The following is a 16463-nucleotide window of genomic DNA, read 5'->3' on the forward strand; positions in this document are numbered from 1 at the left end:
AAAGGGGAACAACAATGACAAAGACGATACTCCAACTCACCACAGCGCTCGCTCTCGTCACGATGGCGGGTGCTGCGCAAGCCGCCGATTGCAAGATCACCGTCGGCCTCGTCATGGAGCTGACCGGCCCGGCTGGCGAATACGGCCAGGCCGGCGCCAAGTCGGTCGAGATGGCCTTCCGCGACATCAACGGAGCCGGCGGGGTGCGCGGCTGCGATCTCGTCACCGACACGCGCGACAGCCAGAGCCAGGGCAACATCGCGGTCGACGCCGCCACTCAGCTTGTGCAGGTCAAGAAAGTGCCTGTGATCATCGGCGGCATCATTTCTTCGGTGTCGATCCCAATCCTGACATCGGTCACGGCACCGGCCAAGATCGTCCAGGTCTCCCCGGCATCGTCCTCGCCGACGCTGACCGCGCTCGGCCGCGGCGGCAAGACCAACGGCATCTTCTTCCGCACCATCACCTCGGATGCGCTGCAGGGTGTCGCCGCCGCCAAATATGCCATCGACAAGGGTTTCAAGAAGCTGTCGATCATCCACGTCAACAACGATTTCGGCGTCAACATGGTGGCCGAATTCTCGCGTGCCTACAAAGCGCTCGGCGGCACCATCGTCTCCGACACGCCTTACAATGAAAAGCAGTCGAGCTATGCCTCCGAAGTCACCGCGGCAATGGCCGGTGAACCGGACGGTCTCTACCTCGTCAGCACACCGGTCGACGGCGCCACGGTCGCCCGCACCTGGATCTCGCAGGGCGGCGTGCAGAAATTCCTGCTCAATGACGGCATGAACAGCCCGGACTTCATCGAATCCGTCGGCGCCGACTATCTGAAGGAAGCCTACGGCACGTCGTCCGGCACCAGCCCGACGGCCTCGACGGAGTATTTCACCAAGAACTATAAGGAATTCTCCGGCATCGAACCGACCAATCCGGCAGCCGACCGTTCCTATGACGCCGGCGCGATTGTTGGCCTCGCCATCGCCATTGCCGGCTCTGAGGACCCGGCCAAGATCAAGGACGCGATGTACAAGGCGGTCGATCCGGCCGGCACGCCGATCTTTGCTGGCAAGGAAGAGTTCGCCAAGGCGCTCGGCCTGATCAAGGACGGCAAGCCGATCCGCTACGAAGGCGTCATCGGCCCGGTCGCCTTCGATAAATATGGCGACATCACAGGCCCGTTCCGGCTGTGGAAGATCGTCGACGGCAAGGTAGCGACGGACGGTGAAATGACCACCGACGATGTCAACGCCTTGCAGGCCAAGCTTCAGTAAGCATCATTCCGTTTGGTCCGGCATCGATTATGTCAGCATCGATGCCGGACCAAGAATATGGCTGCCTCATTGCGGCGCTCTTGCCTGGCACTCACGTCCGTTCCGTCGCAACTTGCCTGGGGATGAGAAAGCGGGCGGCGAGCACGCAGAGCAGCACGGTGAACATCAGGATCAGCGCCACCAGCGCATTGATATCGGGTGAGAAGCCAAGCCGCATCATCGCCCACAGCCTGACCGGCAGCGTGCTTTGCGTGCCAGTGACCAGGATGGTGATCATGGTCTCGTCGAATGACAGGGCGAAGGCCAGGATGGCGCCGCCGACCATGGCGCTCGACAGGTTCGGCAGGATGATGCGCCAGAAGGTCTGCCAGCCCGTGGCACCGAGATCGTAGGACGCTTCAACCAGCGTGCGGCTCATCGACTGCAGCCGCGTCAGCACCGTGCGGTAGACGATCGCCAGCACGAAAACCGTATGGCCGATGACGACCGTCAGCAGCGAGCGTTCGAGGCCGATCTCGCGGAAGAAGATCAGCAGCGCCAGGCCGCTGATGATCGGCGGCATCAGGAACGGCAGGAAGATGATGAACTGCAGCAGCGAGCGTCCGGAACGGCGCCCATGATAATAGAGCGCCAGCAGCGTTCCGCTGACCACCGACAGGATGACGGTGCAGACGCCGACGATCAGCGTCGTGCGCAGAGCGGCCAATATGTCGTGGTTTTCAGCCAGCGCCACATAGGTCGACAGGGTCGGCGACGACCAGTCGACGGAGCCATGCGAAATGGTGAAGAACGACGACACGATCGGCACGAACAGTGGGCTGTAGAGCAGCACCGCAACCAGTGTCGTGATCGCGGCCAGAAAGATCGTGGACAGTCGGGGCAGGGCGCTCATACCGAAGTCCCCGGGTTGCGGCCAAAGCGTTCGCCGACGAGGATTGCGGCGATCACCACGACGGCCAGCGCCACCGACAGCGCCGCGCCGAACGGCCAGTTATAGGCCGTGCCGAACTGGCTGTAGAGGATGCGGCCGAAGGTGAAGCCGCTGATGCCGCCGACCATTTGCGGCGTCAGGAAATCGCCGATCGCCAGCACGAAGACGAAGCTCGCCGCCGAAGCGACGCCGGGCAGGCTGAGCGGCAAGGTGATGCGCAGGAAGGTCTGCAAGCCGCTCGCGCCGAGATCGTCGGATGCGCGCAGCAGCACCTGCGGAATCCGCTCCAGCGACAGGAAGATCGGCAGGATGGCGAAGGGGATCAGGAGCAGGGTCAGCGTCAAAAGGATGGCGTTCATGTTGAACACAAAAAGCGTCGACGGTTCCTGCAGGATACCAAGCGCCACCAGCGCCTTGTTGAGGAAGCCGTTGAGGCCCAGGATGCTGCGGATCGCATAGATCTTGATGACGTAGCTCATCAGCAGTGGCACCAGCAGCAGCATCAGCAAGGCGTAGCGCCAGCGGCCTTTCAGCGTCGTCAGGAAATAGGCGGCGGGATAGGCAAGCAGGATGCAGATGATGGCCACCGACACGCACAGCACGATGGTGTTCCAGAACACCGGCAGAAAGACCGGATCGGTGAAGAACCTGACATAGTTGCCCAGCGACAAGCCGTAGACGATCGTGCCCTGGTCGACGCTGAAGAAACTGTAGCCGAGGAAGATCGCCAGCGGCACCAGGACGAAGACCACCGGCAAGGCAAACGCCAGCACCGTCACCAGCAGTGACAGCCGTCTTTCCGCAGGCAGTGTCGATCCGGCTTCGCTCATGCCAGCACCAGATGGCCTTCATGCGGCGCAAACGAAAGCGATACAGCCTCGCCGGATTTGAGCGCGCTGCCGTCGACGCGGCTAGGCACGCGCAGCCGCAAGCGCTGCGCGGCATTGTCGGCGCCGGCCATGATGGTGGCGACGGTCGACGAGCCGGCAAAGGCCAGATCGGAGATCGTGCCGGAAAAACGGTTGTCGGTGTCCTTTGCATCCGCAAGGTGCAAGGCTTCTGGACGGAACGCGGCGTAAGCGCTGGCGCCTTCCGCTGCGGCTTTCAAATGCGGCTGGTCGCTGATCGAACAGATGAGGCGCCCGAGCGCCGTCTCGATCGATCGCAGCTCGCCCTGGACCGGTCCGAGTTTCCCGGCCACCAGATTGTTCTCGCCGAAGAAACGCGCGACGAATTCGCAATTCGGTCTGTAGTAAAGGTCGTGCGGCGTGCCGAGCTGGCGGATATGGCCGGCCTCCATGACGCAGATCCGATCGGCCATGCCGATGGCTTCTTCCTGGTCATGGGTGACGAACAGGAAGGTGGTCCTGATTTCGCGCTGGATGGACTTTAGGAACACCTGCATCTGCCGGCGCAGTTCGAGGTCGAGTGCGGCGAGCGGCTCATCGAGCAGGATCAGGCGCGGCTGGCAGATCAGCGCACGGGCGAGTGCGACGCGCTGGCGCTGGCCGCCGGAGAGCTGCGCCGGAAAGCGGTCGGCGAAACGCCCGAGCTGGACCAGTTCCAGCGCCTCCGCGACTCGGCGCGCGATTTCCTTGCGCTGGACATGGCGAACCGCAAGCCCGTAGCCGACATTGCCGGAAACGGTCAGGTGCGGGAACAGCGCATAGTCCTGAAACACGGTGTTGAACGGCCGCCGGTTGATCGGCATGCGGCTGATGTCTTGCCCGTCCAGGCGGATCTCGCCCGACGTCAGCGGTTCCAGCCCGCCGATCAGCCGCAGCACCGTGGTCTTGCCGGAGCCGGAGGGTCCAAGAACGGTGAGGAACTCACCGTCCTTGATCGACAGGTCGATGTCGTGCAGCACGGGGACCGTGCCGTAGGATTTCGAGACGGACCGCAGCGTCAAGAGGTCGGTGTTCTGGTTCATGAAATACTCTCGCATACGCTTCGGCGGTCCGGAACTCCGGACCGCCGGGTCCTTCGAAGGCATGGTGCGGAAAGATCAGGGCGTTGCCTTGACCTCGTTCCACATGTCCGAACGCTTGAGCGGGTCCTCGACATTGTTGAGCCAGACCAGCTTGTCGTTGCCGCCGGCGCTGCCGGTTTCCGTCACCGTGTTGCCGAAGCCGGTGCGCTCGGAAAGCTCGCCGCCGACCTTCTTGCTCAGCATGAAATCAATCCATTTCTCGGCTGCCGCATTATCACGGACACCCTTGGAGATGACCCAGTTGTCGAGCCAGGCAAGCGCGCCCTCGCTCGGATTGACGTAGGCGACATGGGCGCCGATCTTCTGCAGCGCCTTGACCTGCTGCTGGCCGTAATTGGCCCAGATCAGAGCCACATCATTGTTCTGGTAGATCTGCTGCGCCTCGTCGGCGGTGGTGTAGAAGCTGAGCACGTTGCGCTTGAGTTCGACCAGCTTGGCCTTGACTGCAGCCATCTGCTCTTCGTTGAGGTTGAACGGATCCTTGTAGCCGAGCGTCAGTGCGGTGAACGAGAAATTGTGCTCGCCATTATCATACGCCAGCACCTTGCCCTTGTAGGCCGGGTCCCACAGAACCGACATCGAGGTCGGCGCCGGCTTGACCTTGTCGGTGTCGTAGATCAGGCCGATGGAGTCGAAGCAGAACGGAATGCCGTAGACCTTGCCGTCCTTGGTGACGCCGCTGACCGCCGTCAGGTCGCGGAAGCGCGGCAGCACGTCTTTCTGGTTGGCGAGCTTGGTGACGTCGATCGGCGACACCAGGTCAGCCTTGATGTAGCGCTGCAACTGGGCGGTGTTGACAGCAAAGACGTCGAAGTCCTGGCCCTCGCTGCCCTTGATCTTGGCCCAGATCTCGTCGTCGCTGCCGATGAAGACGACATCGACGCCGATGCCGGTCGCGGCGGTGAAGTCCTTGACCCAGTCGGCATCGGCGTAGCCGTCCCAGGCCAGTACCCGAAGGTTCGCGGCGAGCGCCGCCGATGTCATCAGGCCGATGCTGAGCCCGATTGTCGCTAGTCTTAAAAACGCTTTCTTCAGTCCCATTTTTAATCTCCCATTATCGTTCTGGTGGACCGTAATTTTCGGGCCTGCGCCGTCACAGCTGGGTAACAGCGACCAGTCCCTCGTCCGGCACCGACACCATCCGGTTGCGCAGTGGCTTGCCGAACGTCTGTGCCTGGATCTCATACTCGTCGCCGGAAGCCGTCTTGACGCCGGAGGCGTAGCTCATCACCGCCGCGCCGAAGAAATAGGCGTGCAGGTCGCCCGCCCTGCGGTGCATCGGGTAGCGGAAATGGAAGTGTTCGAGATTGGCGATCGAGTGCGACATGTGCGCTTCACCCGACAGGAACTCCTGCTCCCAGATAACAGTGCCGTCGCGTAGGATGCGCGAATGGCCGCGCACTTCTTCGGGCAGGTCACCGATCAGCAGTTCCGGACCGATCGAGCAGGAGCGCAGCTTGGAATGGGCGAGATAAAGGTAGTTCTCGCCCTCCGTCACGTGGTCGGAATATTCGTTTCCGAGCGCATAGCCGATGCGATAGGGATGGCCATCGGGTCCATTGACATAAAGCCCGACGATCTCGGCTTCCTCTGCACCGGCTTTCGCGAATGCCGGCATCGGCAGCGGCGCGCCGGGCGGGACAACGCAGGTGCCGACGCCCTTGAAGAACCACTCTGGCTGAATCCCGATCTTGCCGGAGCCAGGCTTGCCGCCCTCCAGCCCTATGCGGAAGATTTTCAAGGAATCGGATTCGTCGGCACCTTCGCCATGGGTCATAACATGCATCTGGTTGCGCGCGGCGGCACTTCCGGTGTGGGTGAGGCCGGTGCCGGTGACCAGGAAGCGCGCCGGTTCGGGATGGTCGACCGGAGCGAGCACCTGCCCATCGCGCAACAGTTGGTCGTAGTCGATTTTCGCCGTGCCGGTCCGCTTCTCGACCAGCGCTGCGATCGACGTGCCCTGGGCAATTGCCGCTTCGGCCAGTTCCAGCACGCTGCTGGTCTTTTCGAGCGGGTGCAGATGATTGCCGTCATCGCAGACGCGGCCCACCCGTCTGCTGCCGTCGGCCATTCTGAACTGAACAAGACGCATGAACTAACCTTCTTCCTTTGAAACCGTACGGATCACACCCAGCCCGCATCGACGATGAACTGCTGGCTCGTGCACATGCGGCTGTCGTCGGCGGCCAGGAACAGCGCCATGCGCGCGATATCGGAGGGTTGCAGCCGGTCGGGCAGGCACTGCCTTTCCGCGATCTGGCGTTCGCCGGCCGGGTCCAGCCACAGGCGAATCTGGCGCTCGGTCATCACCCAGCCCGGCACCATGCAGTTGACGCGGATGCGCTCAGGGCCAAGCTCGCGGGCCAGCGCCCGCGTCATGCCGTAAACAGCCGCTTTCGCGGTGACATAGGCTGGGCAATCCGGATCGCCGACCATCCAGGTGATGGAGCCGAAATTGATGATCGAGCCGCCGCCCAGCGCGCTCATCTGTGGACGCACTGCCTGCGCCGCGAAAAACTGGTGGCGCAGATTGACCGCCATGCGGTCGTCCCAATAGGCAACCGTCACATCCTTGGTCTGGTGGCGGTCGTCATTGCCGGCATTGTTGCACAGCGCCTGGATGGGGCCATTGTGCTGCATTGCCTGCAAGGCTGCCGCCTGCAACTCTTCGACGTTGCGCAGGTCGCAGGGAATGAACAGCGGCGCGGCATGTCCCTCGGCCGCAATCGCGTCGACCAGACGTTGGGATGGTTCTTCGGCCATGTCGACGAAGGCGACGCGGCTGCCCTGGGCGCAGAAATGGCGCACCAGGCTTTCGCCGATGCCGCTGCCGCCGCCTGTTATGAAGACGCTGCGGCCCTTGAGGCTTGGATAGATCGCGTAGCCGATTTCATCCGTCATCGCGCGCCTCTCTAGTGCGAATGCCGAGGAATGCCGGCATCGCGCCGGCCGACGAGAAAGTCGAAATCGCAGCCTTTGTCGGCCTGCAGCACGCGCTCGACATAAAGGCTCTGGTAGCCGCCCTCCGGCGACGCCGGCGGCTTCCAGTCACGCCGGCGGATGGCGAGCTCCTCTTCCGACACCAAAAGTTCCAACCGGCGGCCGGCGACGTCGAGCTCGATGAGGTCGCCGTCGCGCACCAGCGCCAGCGCGCCGCCTGCGGCTGCTTCCGGCGCCACATGCAGAACCACGGTGCCGTAGGCGGTGCCGCTCATGCGCGCGTCCGAAATGCGCACCATGTCGGAGATGCCTAGCTTGAGCAGTTTGGCCGGCAGCGGCATGTTGCCGACCTCGGCCATTCCGGGATAACCGCGCGGCCCGCAGTTCTTCAGCACCATCACCGAGGTGGCGTCGATGTCCAACTCCGGATCGTCGATGCGGGCGTAGTAATGCTCGATGTTTTCGAACACCACCGCCTTGCCGCGATGCTGCATCAGCTCGGGCGTTGCCGCGGACGGCTTGATGACCGCGCCGTCAGGCGCCAGATTGCCGCGCAGGATGGAGATGCCCCCTTCCTTGGTCAGCGGCTCGCTCATTGGGCGGATCACTTCGCTGTTGTAGTTGGGCGCGCCGTCGATCAATTCACCGATGGTCTTGGCGCTGACGGTCATGGCGTCGCGATGAAGAAGCCCCACTTCATCAAGCGACGCCATGACCGCAGCTAGCCCCCCGGCGTAGTAGAAATCTTCCATCAGGAACCGGCCCGACGGCATCAAATCGACAATAGTTGGAACGTCACGACCTAGGCGGTCCCAGTCTTCGAGGCTGAGATCGACACCGATCCGGTTGGCGATGGCGATCAGATGCAGCACCGCATTGGTCGAGCCACCGATCGCGCCGTTGACGCGAATGGCGTTCTCGAACGCTTGCCTGGTGAGGATCTGCGCGATCGTAACGTCCCTGCGCACCAGATCGACGATCTGGCGTCCGGCCATCTGGGCGAGCACGCCACGGCGCGAATCCACCGCCGGGATCGCGGCGTTGTCCGGCATGCCGATGCCGAGCGCTTCGACCATGCTGGCCATGGTCGAGGCTGTGCCCATCGTCATGCAGCTGCCCGCCGATCGGCTTTGGCCCTGCTCGGCGGCGAGAAAGTCGGCAACCGGCATGCGGCCGGCTTTAACCTCCTCGGCGAATTTCCAGACATGGGTGCCCGAGCCGATATCCTGTCCGCGGAACTTGCCGTTGAGCATCGGCCCGCCGGAAACGGCGATGGTCGGCAGGTTGCACGATGCGGCGCCCATCAGCAGCGCCGGTGTGGTCTTGTCGCAACCGACCAGCAGGATGACGCCATCGATCGGATTGCCGCGGATGGACTCTTCGACATCCATGCTGACCAGATTGCGAAACAGCATGGCGGTGGGGCGCATGTTGCTCTCGCCCAGCGACATCACCGGAAATTCGAGCGGCAGGCCGCCGGCTTCATAGACGCCGCGCTTCACGTGATCGGCCAGCGCCCGCAGATGCGCGTTGCATGGGGTCAATTCCGACCAGGTGTTGCAGATGCCGATCACCGGGCGGCCGTCGAAAGCGTCGGCGGGAATGCCCTGGTTCTTCATCCAGCTGCGGTGCATGAAGGCGTTCTTGCCCTCACCGCCGAACCAGGCCTCGGACCGCAGTTTGCGTTTGGTGTCGCTCACGATGCCAGCTCCCGATTCTGGCGGCGCTTGTTGCGGTTTTCGACACTGCGGCGCACGTCCTCCTCGGCATTGTCGATGAGGACCAGCAGCGCCTTTTGTGCGCCGGTCGCGTCGCCGGCGGCGATCTTTTCGGCGACTTCCCGGTGCAGCGGCAATGAGGGGCGCTGCCCTTCCGGATTGTCGTTGGAAAGACGAAAGCTCGTCACCAATGCGGTTTCGACCAGTGCCGCCAGCGAGCCGATCAGCTCATTGCCGGTCATGCGCAGTATGGTCTGGTGGAACAAAAGGTCAGGCTTGGCGAAGCGGTCGCCGTCGTCGACCACCGCCTCCATTTCGACCAGAGCTGCATTGATCTCGGCGATCTGCGCTGGCGTGGCGCGCTGGGCCGCAAGCGCTGCCGACATCGGCTCGATGGCCCTGCGCAATTCGAACAGCGCCCGGACATCGTCGGCGCTGACACCGCCGGCGTAGCGCCATGACAGGACGTCCGGATCGAGGAAATTCCAGTCGGAGCGGGGACGCACCCGTGTGCCGGTCTTCGGCCGCGATTCGACCAGCCCCTTGCCGGCCAACACCTTGATCGCCTCGCGCAGCACCGTGCGGCTGACCCCCAGCATCTCGCTTGAATCGTCGGCATTGGGCAGTGCCTCGCCGGGCAGGAAATCGCCTTGAACGATGCGCAATCCGATTTGCTCGACGACGGTCGCATGCAGAGCGGTGGAGCCGCTGGAAACCGCCACCGCGACTCTCGACGTACGCGCCATACTGAAAGATTTGTTATTCTTCATACTATTCATATGATATGTCTTATCGGCATTGCGATTGGAGTCAAGGGATGGGGGAGTGCCGATGACAAAGAATTCCGCTGCCGTTGCCGAGCAGCACCAAGGGCTGATCTCGATCAGCGACGGCATTGCGACCGTGGAGATCGCGCCGGCCGCCGGCGGCGCGCTGGCGTCGTATCGCTGGCGGCAAAACGGATCCGTCGTGGATTGGCTGCGCCCTGCGGATCAGGCGGCGATCGACGGCCGCGATGCCGGCGCCATGGCCTGCTTCCCGCTGGTTCCCTATTCCAATCGCATAAGGCACGGCCGCTTCGCATTCGCAGGCCGCACCGTCGAACTGCCGACCAGCCCGGACGATCCACATCATGAGCATGGCCATGGCTGGCGTCGGCCATGGACCGTCGTGCGGCACGAAGCCAGCGCCACTGTCCTATCCTATCGCCATGCCGCCGATTCCTGGCCGTGGAGCTATGAGGCAAGGCAAGAGATCTCGCTGGTCAATGGCAGCCTGATCACCGCCATCTCGCTGCGCAACCTGTCGGACGCGCCGATGCCGGCCGGGCTCGGCCTGCATCCCTATTTCCCATCGACACCGTGGACGCATGTCCAGGCGCGGGTGTCCGGCATGTGGGAGACCGACGCGGAAATCCTGGCCACCCGGCACGTCCTGCCGCCTGCAGGCTCCAACCCGACCACGGGCTTCGACGTGTCGGAGACGGACTTCGACACGGTCTTCACCGGATGGTCGCGCCGCGCCCGGATCTCCTGGCCGGAGCATGGACGGCAACTGGACATCGAGGCCGAGGCGCCACTCGATTTCCTTGTCCTCTACACGCCGCCCGGCGAGCCGTTCTTTTGCGCCGAACCGGTCAGCAACATCACCGATGCCTTCAACCGCAGGGCTGACACGGGCATCGAGACCGGCTGCATCGTACTGGCGCCCGGGCACATGAGGTCCGCAAGCGTTCGCTTCACGCCTTCGCGGGAGATCTGATCGCCAGTCTGAGCCGCATCAACTGCTTTGCCTCGCCGCTTCGCGGATGGTCTGCAGCAGGATGGAGAAGGCCGGCGAGGGCGCCGTGTCGGTCCGCATCGTCAGGCCGACCGGTCCTTTGGTTTCCTCGGTGTCGACCGGCAGGGCGACGAAGGCGCCGCTGCCGAGTTCATTGGCGACGACGCCTGTCGAAATGATCCAAACCGCATCGCTCTGCCGCAGGAAGGCGCGGCCGAAGGAGTCCGAGACGGTTTCGATCTCGGTTGCCGGCGCCGTCATGCCGCTGGTGATGAACAGGCGGTCGACGAAAGGGCGGATGACCGATTCCCGTGTCGGCATCAGCGCCGGGAACTCGTCGAGCCGCGCGAACACGTCCTGTCCGGGCTCAAGCAGCGGATGTCGCGCCCGCACCACGAACAGCACCTGTTCGGAGTAGAGATGCTCGAAGAAGAAGCCGGTCATGTTCTCCGGCGCCGCCAACCGTCCGACGACGAGATCGAGCGCGCCGGTGCGCAACTGTTCGAGCAGCACCGCGTTCTCGCCGGTGACGATCTTGATCGCCGCACCGGTGCTCTCTTTGAGGAACAGGCTCATGGCAAGCGGCATCACCCGCGCCGACACCGTCGGCAGCGCGCCGATGCGGATCGGGTGCCGGTTGACCGCTCCGTCCTGGCGGACGGAATCGACGCCTTGCTTGAGCGCCGTGATCGCCGTGGCGGCGTGGCGAAGGAAGATCTCGCCGATGCGCGTCAGTCGGATGCCGCGGCCGTCGCGCTCCACCACCGCAACCCCCAGCGCCTCTTCCAGTTCGCGCAATGTCTTGGTCACCGCCGGCGGGCTGACATGCAGCAAGTCAGCCGCTCGCGCCACGCTCCCCTGCCGCGCAACTTCCAGGAATGCCTGCAGGTGACGGAACCGAATGCGGCTCTCGGACATGGATTCGATAACCCCTGAGTTAATGAAACGCCAAAAAATATCATTTTACCGAACCAAACGCCTTGTGCAATGTGAGGGCGGAGGATCGAAACCGTGCCATTCGTCACCGTCGGCGGCATCACGCTGCACCATCGCCACATCAAGGCGACCGGCAATGCGCGCCCAATCATATTCATCAATTCGCTCGGCACCGACTTCCGGATCTGGGACGAAATTGTCTCGACGTTCGATGGTGAAATGCCGCTGCTGGTGTATGACAAGCGCGGCCACGGACTGTCCGACATCGGCGACATCAGGTCGATCGACGATCACGTCGATGACCTCTCGGCGCTCATCGATCATTTCGGCTTGAGCAAGGTCGTGCTGTGCGGCCTGTCGGTCGGCGGCATGATCGCGCAGGGGCTCTATGCCAGGCGGCCTGAAATCGTCGAAGGCCTGATCCTTTGCGATACGGCACACAAGATCGGCACGACAGACAGCTGGAACACACGCATCGCGACTGTCGAAAGCAAGGGCATCCAGGCGATTGCCGATGGCGTGCTCAAAGTGTGGTTCACCCCCGCCTTCCACGCGGCGCGTCAGGCCGAGCTCGACGGTTACTGGAACATGATGACGAGGCAAGCGCTTGCAGGTTACGTCGGGACGTGCGCGGCCGTTCGCGATGCCGATTTCACCGATGCTGCACGCCGCATCGCGGTGCCGACGCTCTGCGTCGCCGGCGACCAGGATGGCTCGACACCTCCCGATCTCGTCCGCTCGCTGGCCGAGCTGATCCCCGGCGCGCGCTTCGAAATCATCCGCGACGCTGGACACATTCCTTGCGTCGAACAGCCTGAAGCGCTCACCGCCCTGATCCGCAGTTTTATCGCGTCGCTTGCCCCTGGAGCAGAAACCCATGGATGAAGTCTCCGGCGATGCAGCCAGATATCGCACCGGCCTCGCGGTGCGGCGCTCGGTGCTTGGCGACCGCCATGTCGAGCGCGCCGAGATCGCCGCCACCGATTTCGACCAGCCTTTCCAGGAGCTGATCACCGAGGCCGCCTGGGGAACCGTGTGGGCGCGGCCGGGCTTGACCAGGCGTGAGCGTTCGATCGTCACGCTGGCGCTGCTGGCCGCACTCGGCCATGATGAGGAGGTTGCTATGCATGTGCGCGCCACCGTCAACACCGGCGCCTCGCGCGACGATATCTGCGAGGCGTTCCTGCATGTCGCCATCTATGCCGGCGTGCCGGCCGCCAACCGTGCCTTCAAAATTGCCAAGGACGTGTTTTCGGAAATGGACGGAAGCCAGAATGACCGCTGAGTCCGGCTCGAACCGGAGGCCCGAGACCGGCGCCTTCTTCCAGCGCGACCGGACCTGGCATCCGCCTGTTCTGACACCGAATTACAAGACCTCCGTGCTGCGCTCGCCGCAGAAGGCGCCGCTGCCGTTCGACAACACGCTGTCGGAGATTGCAGGCCCGGTCTTCGGTCACGCCATGCTCGGCAAACTCGACGCCGACCTGATCCACAATTTCGCCAGGCCCGGCGAGAGCGCGCTCGGCGAGCGCATCATCCTCCATGGCCGGGTGCTCGACGAACGCGGTGTTGGCGTACCCGGCGCGCTGCTCGAATTCTGGCAGGCCAATGCCGGCGGCCGCTACCGCCACAAGAAGGACGGCTATCTGGCGCCGCTCGACCCGAACTTTGGCGGCTGCGGGCGCGCCATAACAGGCCAGGATGGCGGCTACGCCTTTCGCACCGTCAAGCCCGGCCCCTATCCCTGGCCGAACGGGCCGAACGACTGGCGGCCCTCGCACATCCATTTCTCGGTCTTCGGCCACGGCTTTGCGCAGCGGCTGATCACGCAGATGTATTTCGAGGGTGATCCGCTGATCTGGCACTGCCCGATCGTGCGCGGCATCCCCGACAAGGCCGCCGTCGAAACGCTGATCGCCACGCTCGACATGCAGGCGACGATCCCGTTCGACGCGCGCGCCTACAAATTCGACATCGTGCTGCGCGGGCGCCGCGCGTCGCTGTTCGAAAACAGGCTGGAGGGCAATTGATGGCCCAGTCGCTCGACCGGCTCAGGGAAAGCCCCTCGCAGACCGCCGGACCTTATGTCCATATCGGGCTGACGCCCAATTTCTGCGGCATCGGCGGCGTCTATGCGACCGACCTTGGTGCGACCATGGTCAACGACAAGACCAAGGGGGAGCGCATCGGCCTGCGCATCCGGGTGCTCGACGGTACCGGCACGCCGCTCAAGGATGCGCTGATCGAGATCTGGCAGGCAGATGCGGATGGGCTTTACAATTCGCCGGCTGAACTGCGCGGCGCGGCCGATCCGAACTTTTTCGGCTGGGGCCGTTGCCCGACCGACATGGACACCGGTCTGTGCACGTTCGAGACGATCAAGCCGGGCCGCGTGCCGTTCAGGGACGGAAGCCTGATGGCCCCGCACATCACCCTCTGGATTGTCGCGCGCGGCATCAATCTCGGCCTGCACACACGCCTGTATTTTTCCGATGAGGAAAAGGCCAATGCCGGGGATGCGATCCTGGCGCGCATCGAGCACCGCGTCCGCGTGCCGACGCTGATCGCCGAGCGCAACGGCGATATTTATGTTTTCGACATCCATCTCCAGGGGGAGAAGGAAACGGTCTTCTTCGACAGCTGATGGTCAGGAGGAGCAGGATATGACCGTATCGCCCTTCGACCATCCACTGCTCTCCGCTCTTCTCGGCGACGAGGAGGCGAACCGGCATCTTTCCGTCGAGGCGGAAATCGAGGCGATGCTTGCCTTCGAGCGGGCGCTGGCGCAAGCGGAAGCTGAAAACGGGATTATCACCAAGGATGATGCCGCCGCGATCGTGGCCGCACTTGCCACATTCCGGCCCGACACCGCCTTGCTGCGGGCTGCCGTCGCCAAAGACGGCGTCATTGTGCCGGAACTGGTACGCCAGATCAGGGCGGCGGTCGGCGAACCGCATGGCGATAAAGTGCATTTCGGCGCAACCAGCCAGGATGTCATCGATACCGGCCTGGTGTTTCGGCTGAAGTCCATCGTCGAGCATCTCGGCCTGCTCCTGACCGAGACCATTATACGGCTCGTCTCGCTCGAAGAGCGGTTTGGCGGCAGGGCGCTGAAGGGAATGACGCGCATGCAGCCAGCCATTCCGATCAAAGTGGCCGATCGCGTCAGGACGTGGCGGGCGCCACTGCAACGGCATCAGGAAAGATTGTCGGAACAGTCGAGGCGTCTGCTGGTGGTGCAGTTCGGCGGTGCCGCCGGCACGCTGGAAAAGCTAGGCGACAAAGGTCCGGCGGTGCGCGCAGCACTGGCCGCAAAGCTCGGCCTTGGCGACGCACCGCATTGGCAGAACCAGCGTGACGCACTCGCCGATTTCGCCGGCCTGATGTCGCTGCTATCAGGCAGCCTCGGCAAATTCGGCCAGGACATCGCGCTGATGGCGCAAGGTGGAACCGAGATCGAGCTTTCCGGCGGCGGCGGCTCTTCGGCCATGCCGCACAAGCAGAACCCGGTGAAGGCCGAAGCGCTGGTGGCGCTTGCCCGCTTCAACGCCACGCAGCTTGCGGGCATGCATCACGCGCTCGTGCATGAGCAGGAGCGCTCGGGCGCTGCCTGGACGCTGGAATGGCTATTGCTGCCGCAAATGGTCATCGCGACGGCCGCGTCGCTCCGCCTTGCCGCTGAGCTGGCCGCACAGGTCGAAAGTCTCGGCCACTGATGCGCACGCAAATCGTCATCGTCGGGTCCGGACCGTCCGGCCTGCTGCTTGGGCAGCTTCTGGCCGGCATCGGCGTCGAGACGGTCATTTTGGAACGCGCGAGCCGCGAGCACGTGCTTGGCCGTGTGCGGGCAGGGGTGCTCGAACAGGGCACCGTCGAATTGCTGGAACAGGCTGGCGCGGCGGCAAGGCTGCATGCCGAAGGACTGCCGCATTCCGGCATCTCGCTCGCCTTCGACGGACGCCTGCACCGCATCGACCTCGAGGCACTGACCGGCGGCAGGCATGTCACCGTCTATGGCCAGACCGAGGTGACGCACGATTTGATGGACAAGCGCGATGCGGAGGGACTGACCACGATCTACGAGGCGGCAAATGTCGCGTTGCACGATTTCGACGGCGCCGCACCTTTCGCGACCTATGACAAGGACGGGGTCACGCATCGCATCGATTGCGACTTCATTGCCGGCTGTGACGGCTATCACGGCGTCAGCCGCAAATCGGTGCCCGAGCGTGCGCTGAAAATCTTCGAGCGGCAGTATCCGTTCGGCTGGCTCGGCGTGCTGGCCGAGGTGCCGCCGGCCGATCACGAACTGGTCTACGCCAATCACGAGCGGGGTTTTGCCCTGTGCTCGATGCGCTCGACGCATCGCAGCCGCTATTATGTGCAGTGTCCGCAGGACGATCGCGTCGAAGCCTGGCCGGACGATCGCTTCTGGGACGAGTTGCGCCGCCGCTTGCCGGAGCAGACCGCGGCAAGCGTCGTTACCGGACCATCCTTTGAAAAGTCGATCGCGCCGCTGCGCTCTTTCGTCGCCGAGCCGATGCGTTTCGGCAGGCTGTTCCTGGTCGGGGACGCCGCCCACATCGTGCCGCCGACCGGCGCCAAGGGCCTCAACCTCGCCGCCAGCGACGTGCGCTATCTCTTCGCCGGTTTTCGCGACTTCTACATCGAGAAATCATCTGTTGGCATCGACGCCTATTCCGGCAAGGCGCTGGCACGGGTCTGGAAGGCGGTTCGCTTTTCCTGGTGGATGACGACGATGCTGCATCGTTTTCCCGACACCGGCGAGTTCGGCCAGCGCATCCAGGAGGCCGAGCTCGACTATCTCGTGCAGTCGCGTGCCGCATCGACCGCGCTCGCGGAAAACTATGTCGGCCTGCCCTATTGAGGGCTGC

At 63.6% G+C, this 16463-nt stretch carries 17 protein-coding genes; 8 read left to right on the forward strand and 9 right to left on the reverse strand.

From position 1 onward, the window contains the following. Positions 1 to 14: 14 nt before the first annotated feature. A complete protein-coding gene (locus LB559_RS10270; protein ID WP_224673981.1) occupies positions 15 to 1274 on the forward strand; it encodes an ABC transporter substrate-binding protein in 1260 nt (419 codons plus the stop codon). A 91-nt stretch (positions 1275 to 1365) separates the two neighbouring features. On the opposite strand, the gene LB559_RS10275 is transcribed toward LB559_RS10270, so the two are convergent. From LB559_RS10275 to LB559_RS10310, 8 genes are all read right to left on the reverse strand, one after another. Then, on the reverse strand, positions 1366 to 2166 hold the full coding sequence (locus tag LB559_RS10275) for an ABC transporter permease (RefSeq protein ID WP_224673982.1): 801 nt from the start codon (positions 2164 to 2166) through the stop codon (positions 1366 to 1368). After that, on the reverse strand, positions 2163 to 3035 hold the full coding sequence (locus LB559_RS10280) for an ABC transporter permease (RefSeq protein ID WP_063167572.1): 873 nt from the start codon (positions 3033 to 3035) through the stop codon (positions 2163 to 2165). The genes LB559_RS10275 and LB559_RS10280 overlap by 4 nt, the downstream gene beginning before the upstream one ends. Beyond that, entirely contained in the window at positions 3032 to 4135 is a 1104-nt protein-coding gene (locus tag LB559_RS10285; RefSeq protein WP_224673983.1) for an ABC transporter ATP-binding protein, read from the reverse strand. Before LB559_RS10285 ends, LB559_RS10280 begins: the two co-directional genes overlap by 4 nt. A 75-nt stretch (positions 4136 to 4210) precedes the next feature. Continuing rightward, the gene (locus LB559_RS10290; protein ID WP_127367184.1) at positions 4211 to 5236 is read right to left on the reverse strand and encodes an ABC transporter substrate-binding protein; all 1026 of its coding nucleotides are present in this window, start codon (positions 5234 to 5236) and stop codon (positions 4211 to 4213) included. Positions 5237 to 5288: 52 nt separating this feature from the next. Beyond that, complete coding sequence (araD1, locus tag LB559_RS10295; protein WP_224673984.1) at positions 5289 to 6287, reverse strand: AraD1 family protein; 999 nt, start codon at positions 6285 to 6287, stop codon at positions 5289 to 5291. A 32-nt stretch (positions 6288 to 6319) separates the two neighbouring features. Beyond that, a complete protein-coding gene (locus tag LB559_RS10300; RefSeq protein WP_263499023.1) occupies positions 6320 to 7096 on the reverse strand; it encodes an SDR family NAD(P)-dependent oxidoreductase in 777 nt (258 codons plus the stop codon). An 11-nt stretch (positions 7097 to 7107) separates the two neighbouring features. Next, positions 7108 to 8835, reverse strand: a complete 1728-nt coding sequence (locus LB559_RS10305; protein WP_224673985.1) for an IlvD/Edd family dehydratase — start codon at positions 8833 to 8835, stop codon at positions 7108 to 7110. After that, the gene (locus tag LB559_RS10310) at positions 8832 to 9575 is read right to left on the reverse strand and encodes a FadR/GntR family transcriptional regulator (RefSeq protein ID WP_224673986.1); all 744 of its coding nucleotides are present in this window, start codon (positions 9573 to 9575) and stop codon (positions 8832 to 8834) included. The genes LB559_RS10305 and LB559_RS10310 overlap by 4 nt, the downstream gene beginning before the upstream one ends. A gap of 109 nt (positions 9576 to 9684) precedes the next feature. Between LB559_RS10310 and LB559_RS10315 the strand changes: the two genes are divergently transcribed. Further along, the gene (locus tag LB559_RS10315; protein ID WP_224673987.1) at positions 9685 to 10614 is read left to right on the forward strand and encodes an aldose 1-epimerase; all 930 of its coding nucleotides are present in this window, start codon (positions 9685 to 9687) and stop codon (positions 10612 to 10614) included. Between the two features lie 18 nt (positions 10615 to 10632). Here the strand turns inward: LB559_RS10315 and pcaQ are convergent, their stop codons facing one another. Next, positions 10633 to 11550: a pca operon transcription factor PcaQ gene (gene pcaQ / locus LB559_RS10320; RefSeq protein ID WP_224673988.1), complete on the reverse strand. Its 918-nt coding sequence runs from the start codon at positions 11548 to 11550 to the stop codon at positions 10633 to 10635. 93 nt (positions 11551 to 11643) lie between these two features. On the opposite strand from pcaQ, the gene pcaD reads away from it, so the two are divergent. The 6 genes from pcaD to pobA are packed head-to-tail and all read left to right on the forward strand — an operon-like array spanning position 11644 to position 16456. Continuing rightward, positions 11644 to 12453: a 3-oxoadipate enol-lactonase gene (pcaD, locus tag LB559_RS10325; protein ID WP_224673989.1), complete on the forward strand. Its 810-nt coding sequence runs from the start codon at positions 11644 to 11646 to the stop codon at positions 12451 to 12453. Continuing rightward, a complete protein-coding gene (pcaC, locus tag LB559_RS10330; protein ID WP_224673990.1) occupies positions 12446 to 12853 on the forward strand; it encodes a 4-carboxymuconolactone decarboxylase in 408 nt (135 codons plus the stop codon). Before pcaD ends, pcaC begins: the two co-directional genes overlap by 8 nt. Beyond that, positions 12843 to 13598 carry a protocatechuate 3,4-dioxygenase subunit beta gene (gene pcaH / locus LB559_RS10335; protein ID WP_224673991.1) on the forward strand — a complete coding sequence of 252 codons (756 nt, stop codon included), beginning with the start codon at positions 12843 to 12845 and terminating at the stop codon, positions 13596 to 13598. Before pcaC ends, pcaH begins: the two co-directional genes overlap by 11 nt. Then, a complete protein-coding gene (gene pcaG / locus LB559_RS10340) occupies positions 13598 to 14212 on the forward strand; it encodes a protocatechuate 3,4-dioxygenase subunit alpha (protein ID WP_013532961.1) in 615 nt (204 codons plus the stop codon). Before pcaH ends, pcaG begins: the two co-directional genes overlap by 1 nt. 19 nt (positions 14213 to 14231) lie before the next feature. Further along, a complete protein-coding gene (locus LB559_RS10345; RefSeq protein WP_224673992.1) occupies positions 14232 to 15284 on the forward strand; it encodes a 3-carboxy-cis,cis-muconate cycloisomerase in 1053 nt (350 codons plus the stop codon). After that, entirely contained in the window at positions 15284 to 16456 is a 1173-nt protein-coding gene (gene pobA / locus LB559_RS10350) for a 4-hydroxybenzoate 3-monooxygenase (RefSeq protein ID WP_027163880.1), read from the forward strand. The genes LB559_RS10345 and pobA overlap by 1 nt, the downstream gene beginning before the upstream one ends. Positions 16457 to 16463 lie beyond the last annotated feature (7 nt).

Origin of the sequence: Mesorhizobium sp. BR1-1-3 (assembly GCF_020165455.1) — a bacterium.
GTDB classification, from domain to species: domain Bacteria; phylum Pseudomonadota; class Alphaproteobacteria; order Rhizobiales; family Rhizobiaceae; genus Mesorhizobium; species Mesorhizobium ciceri.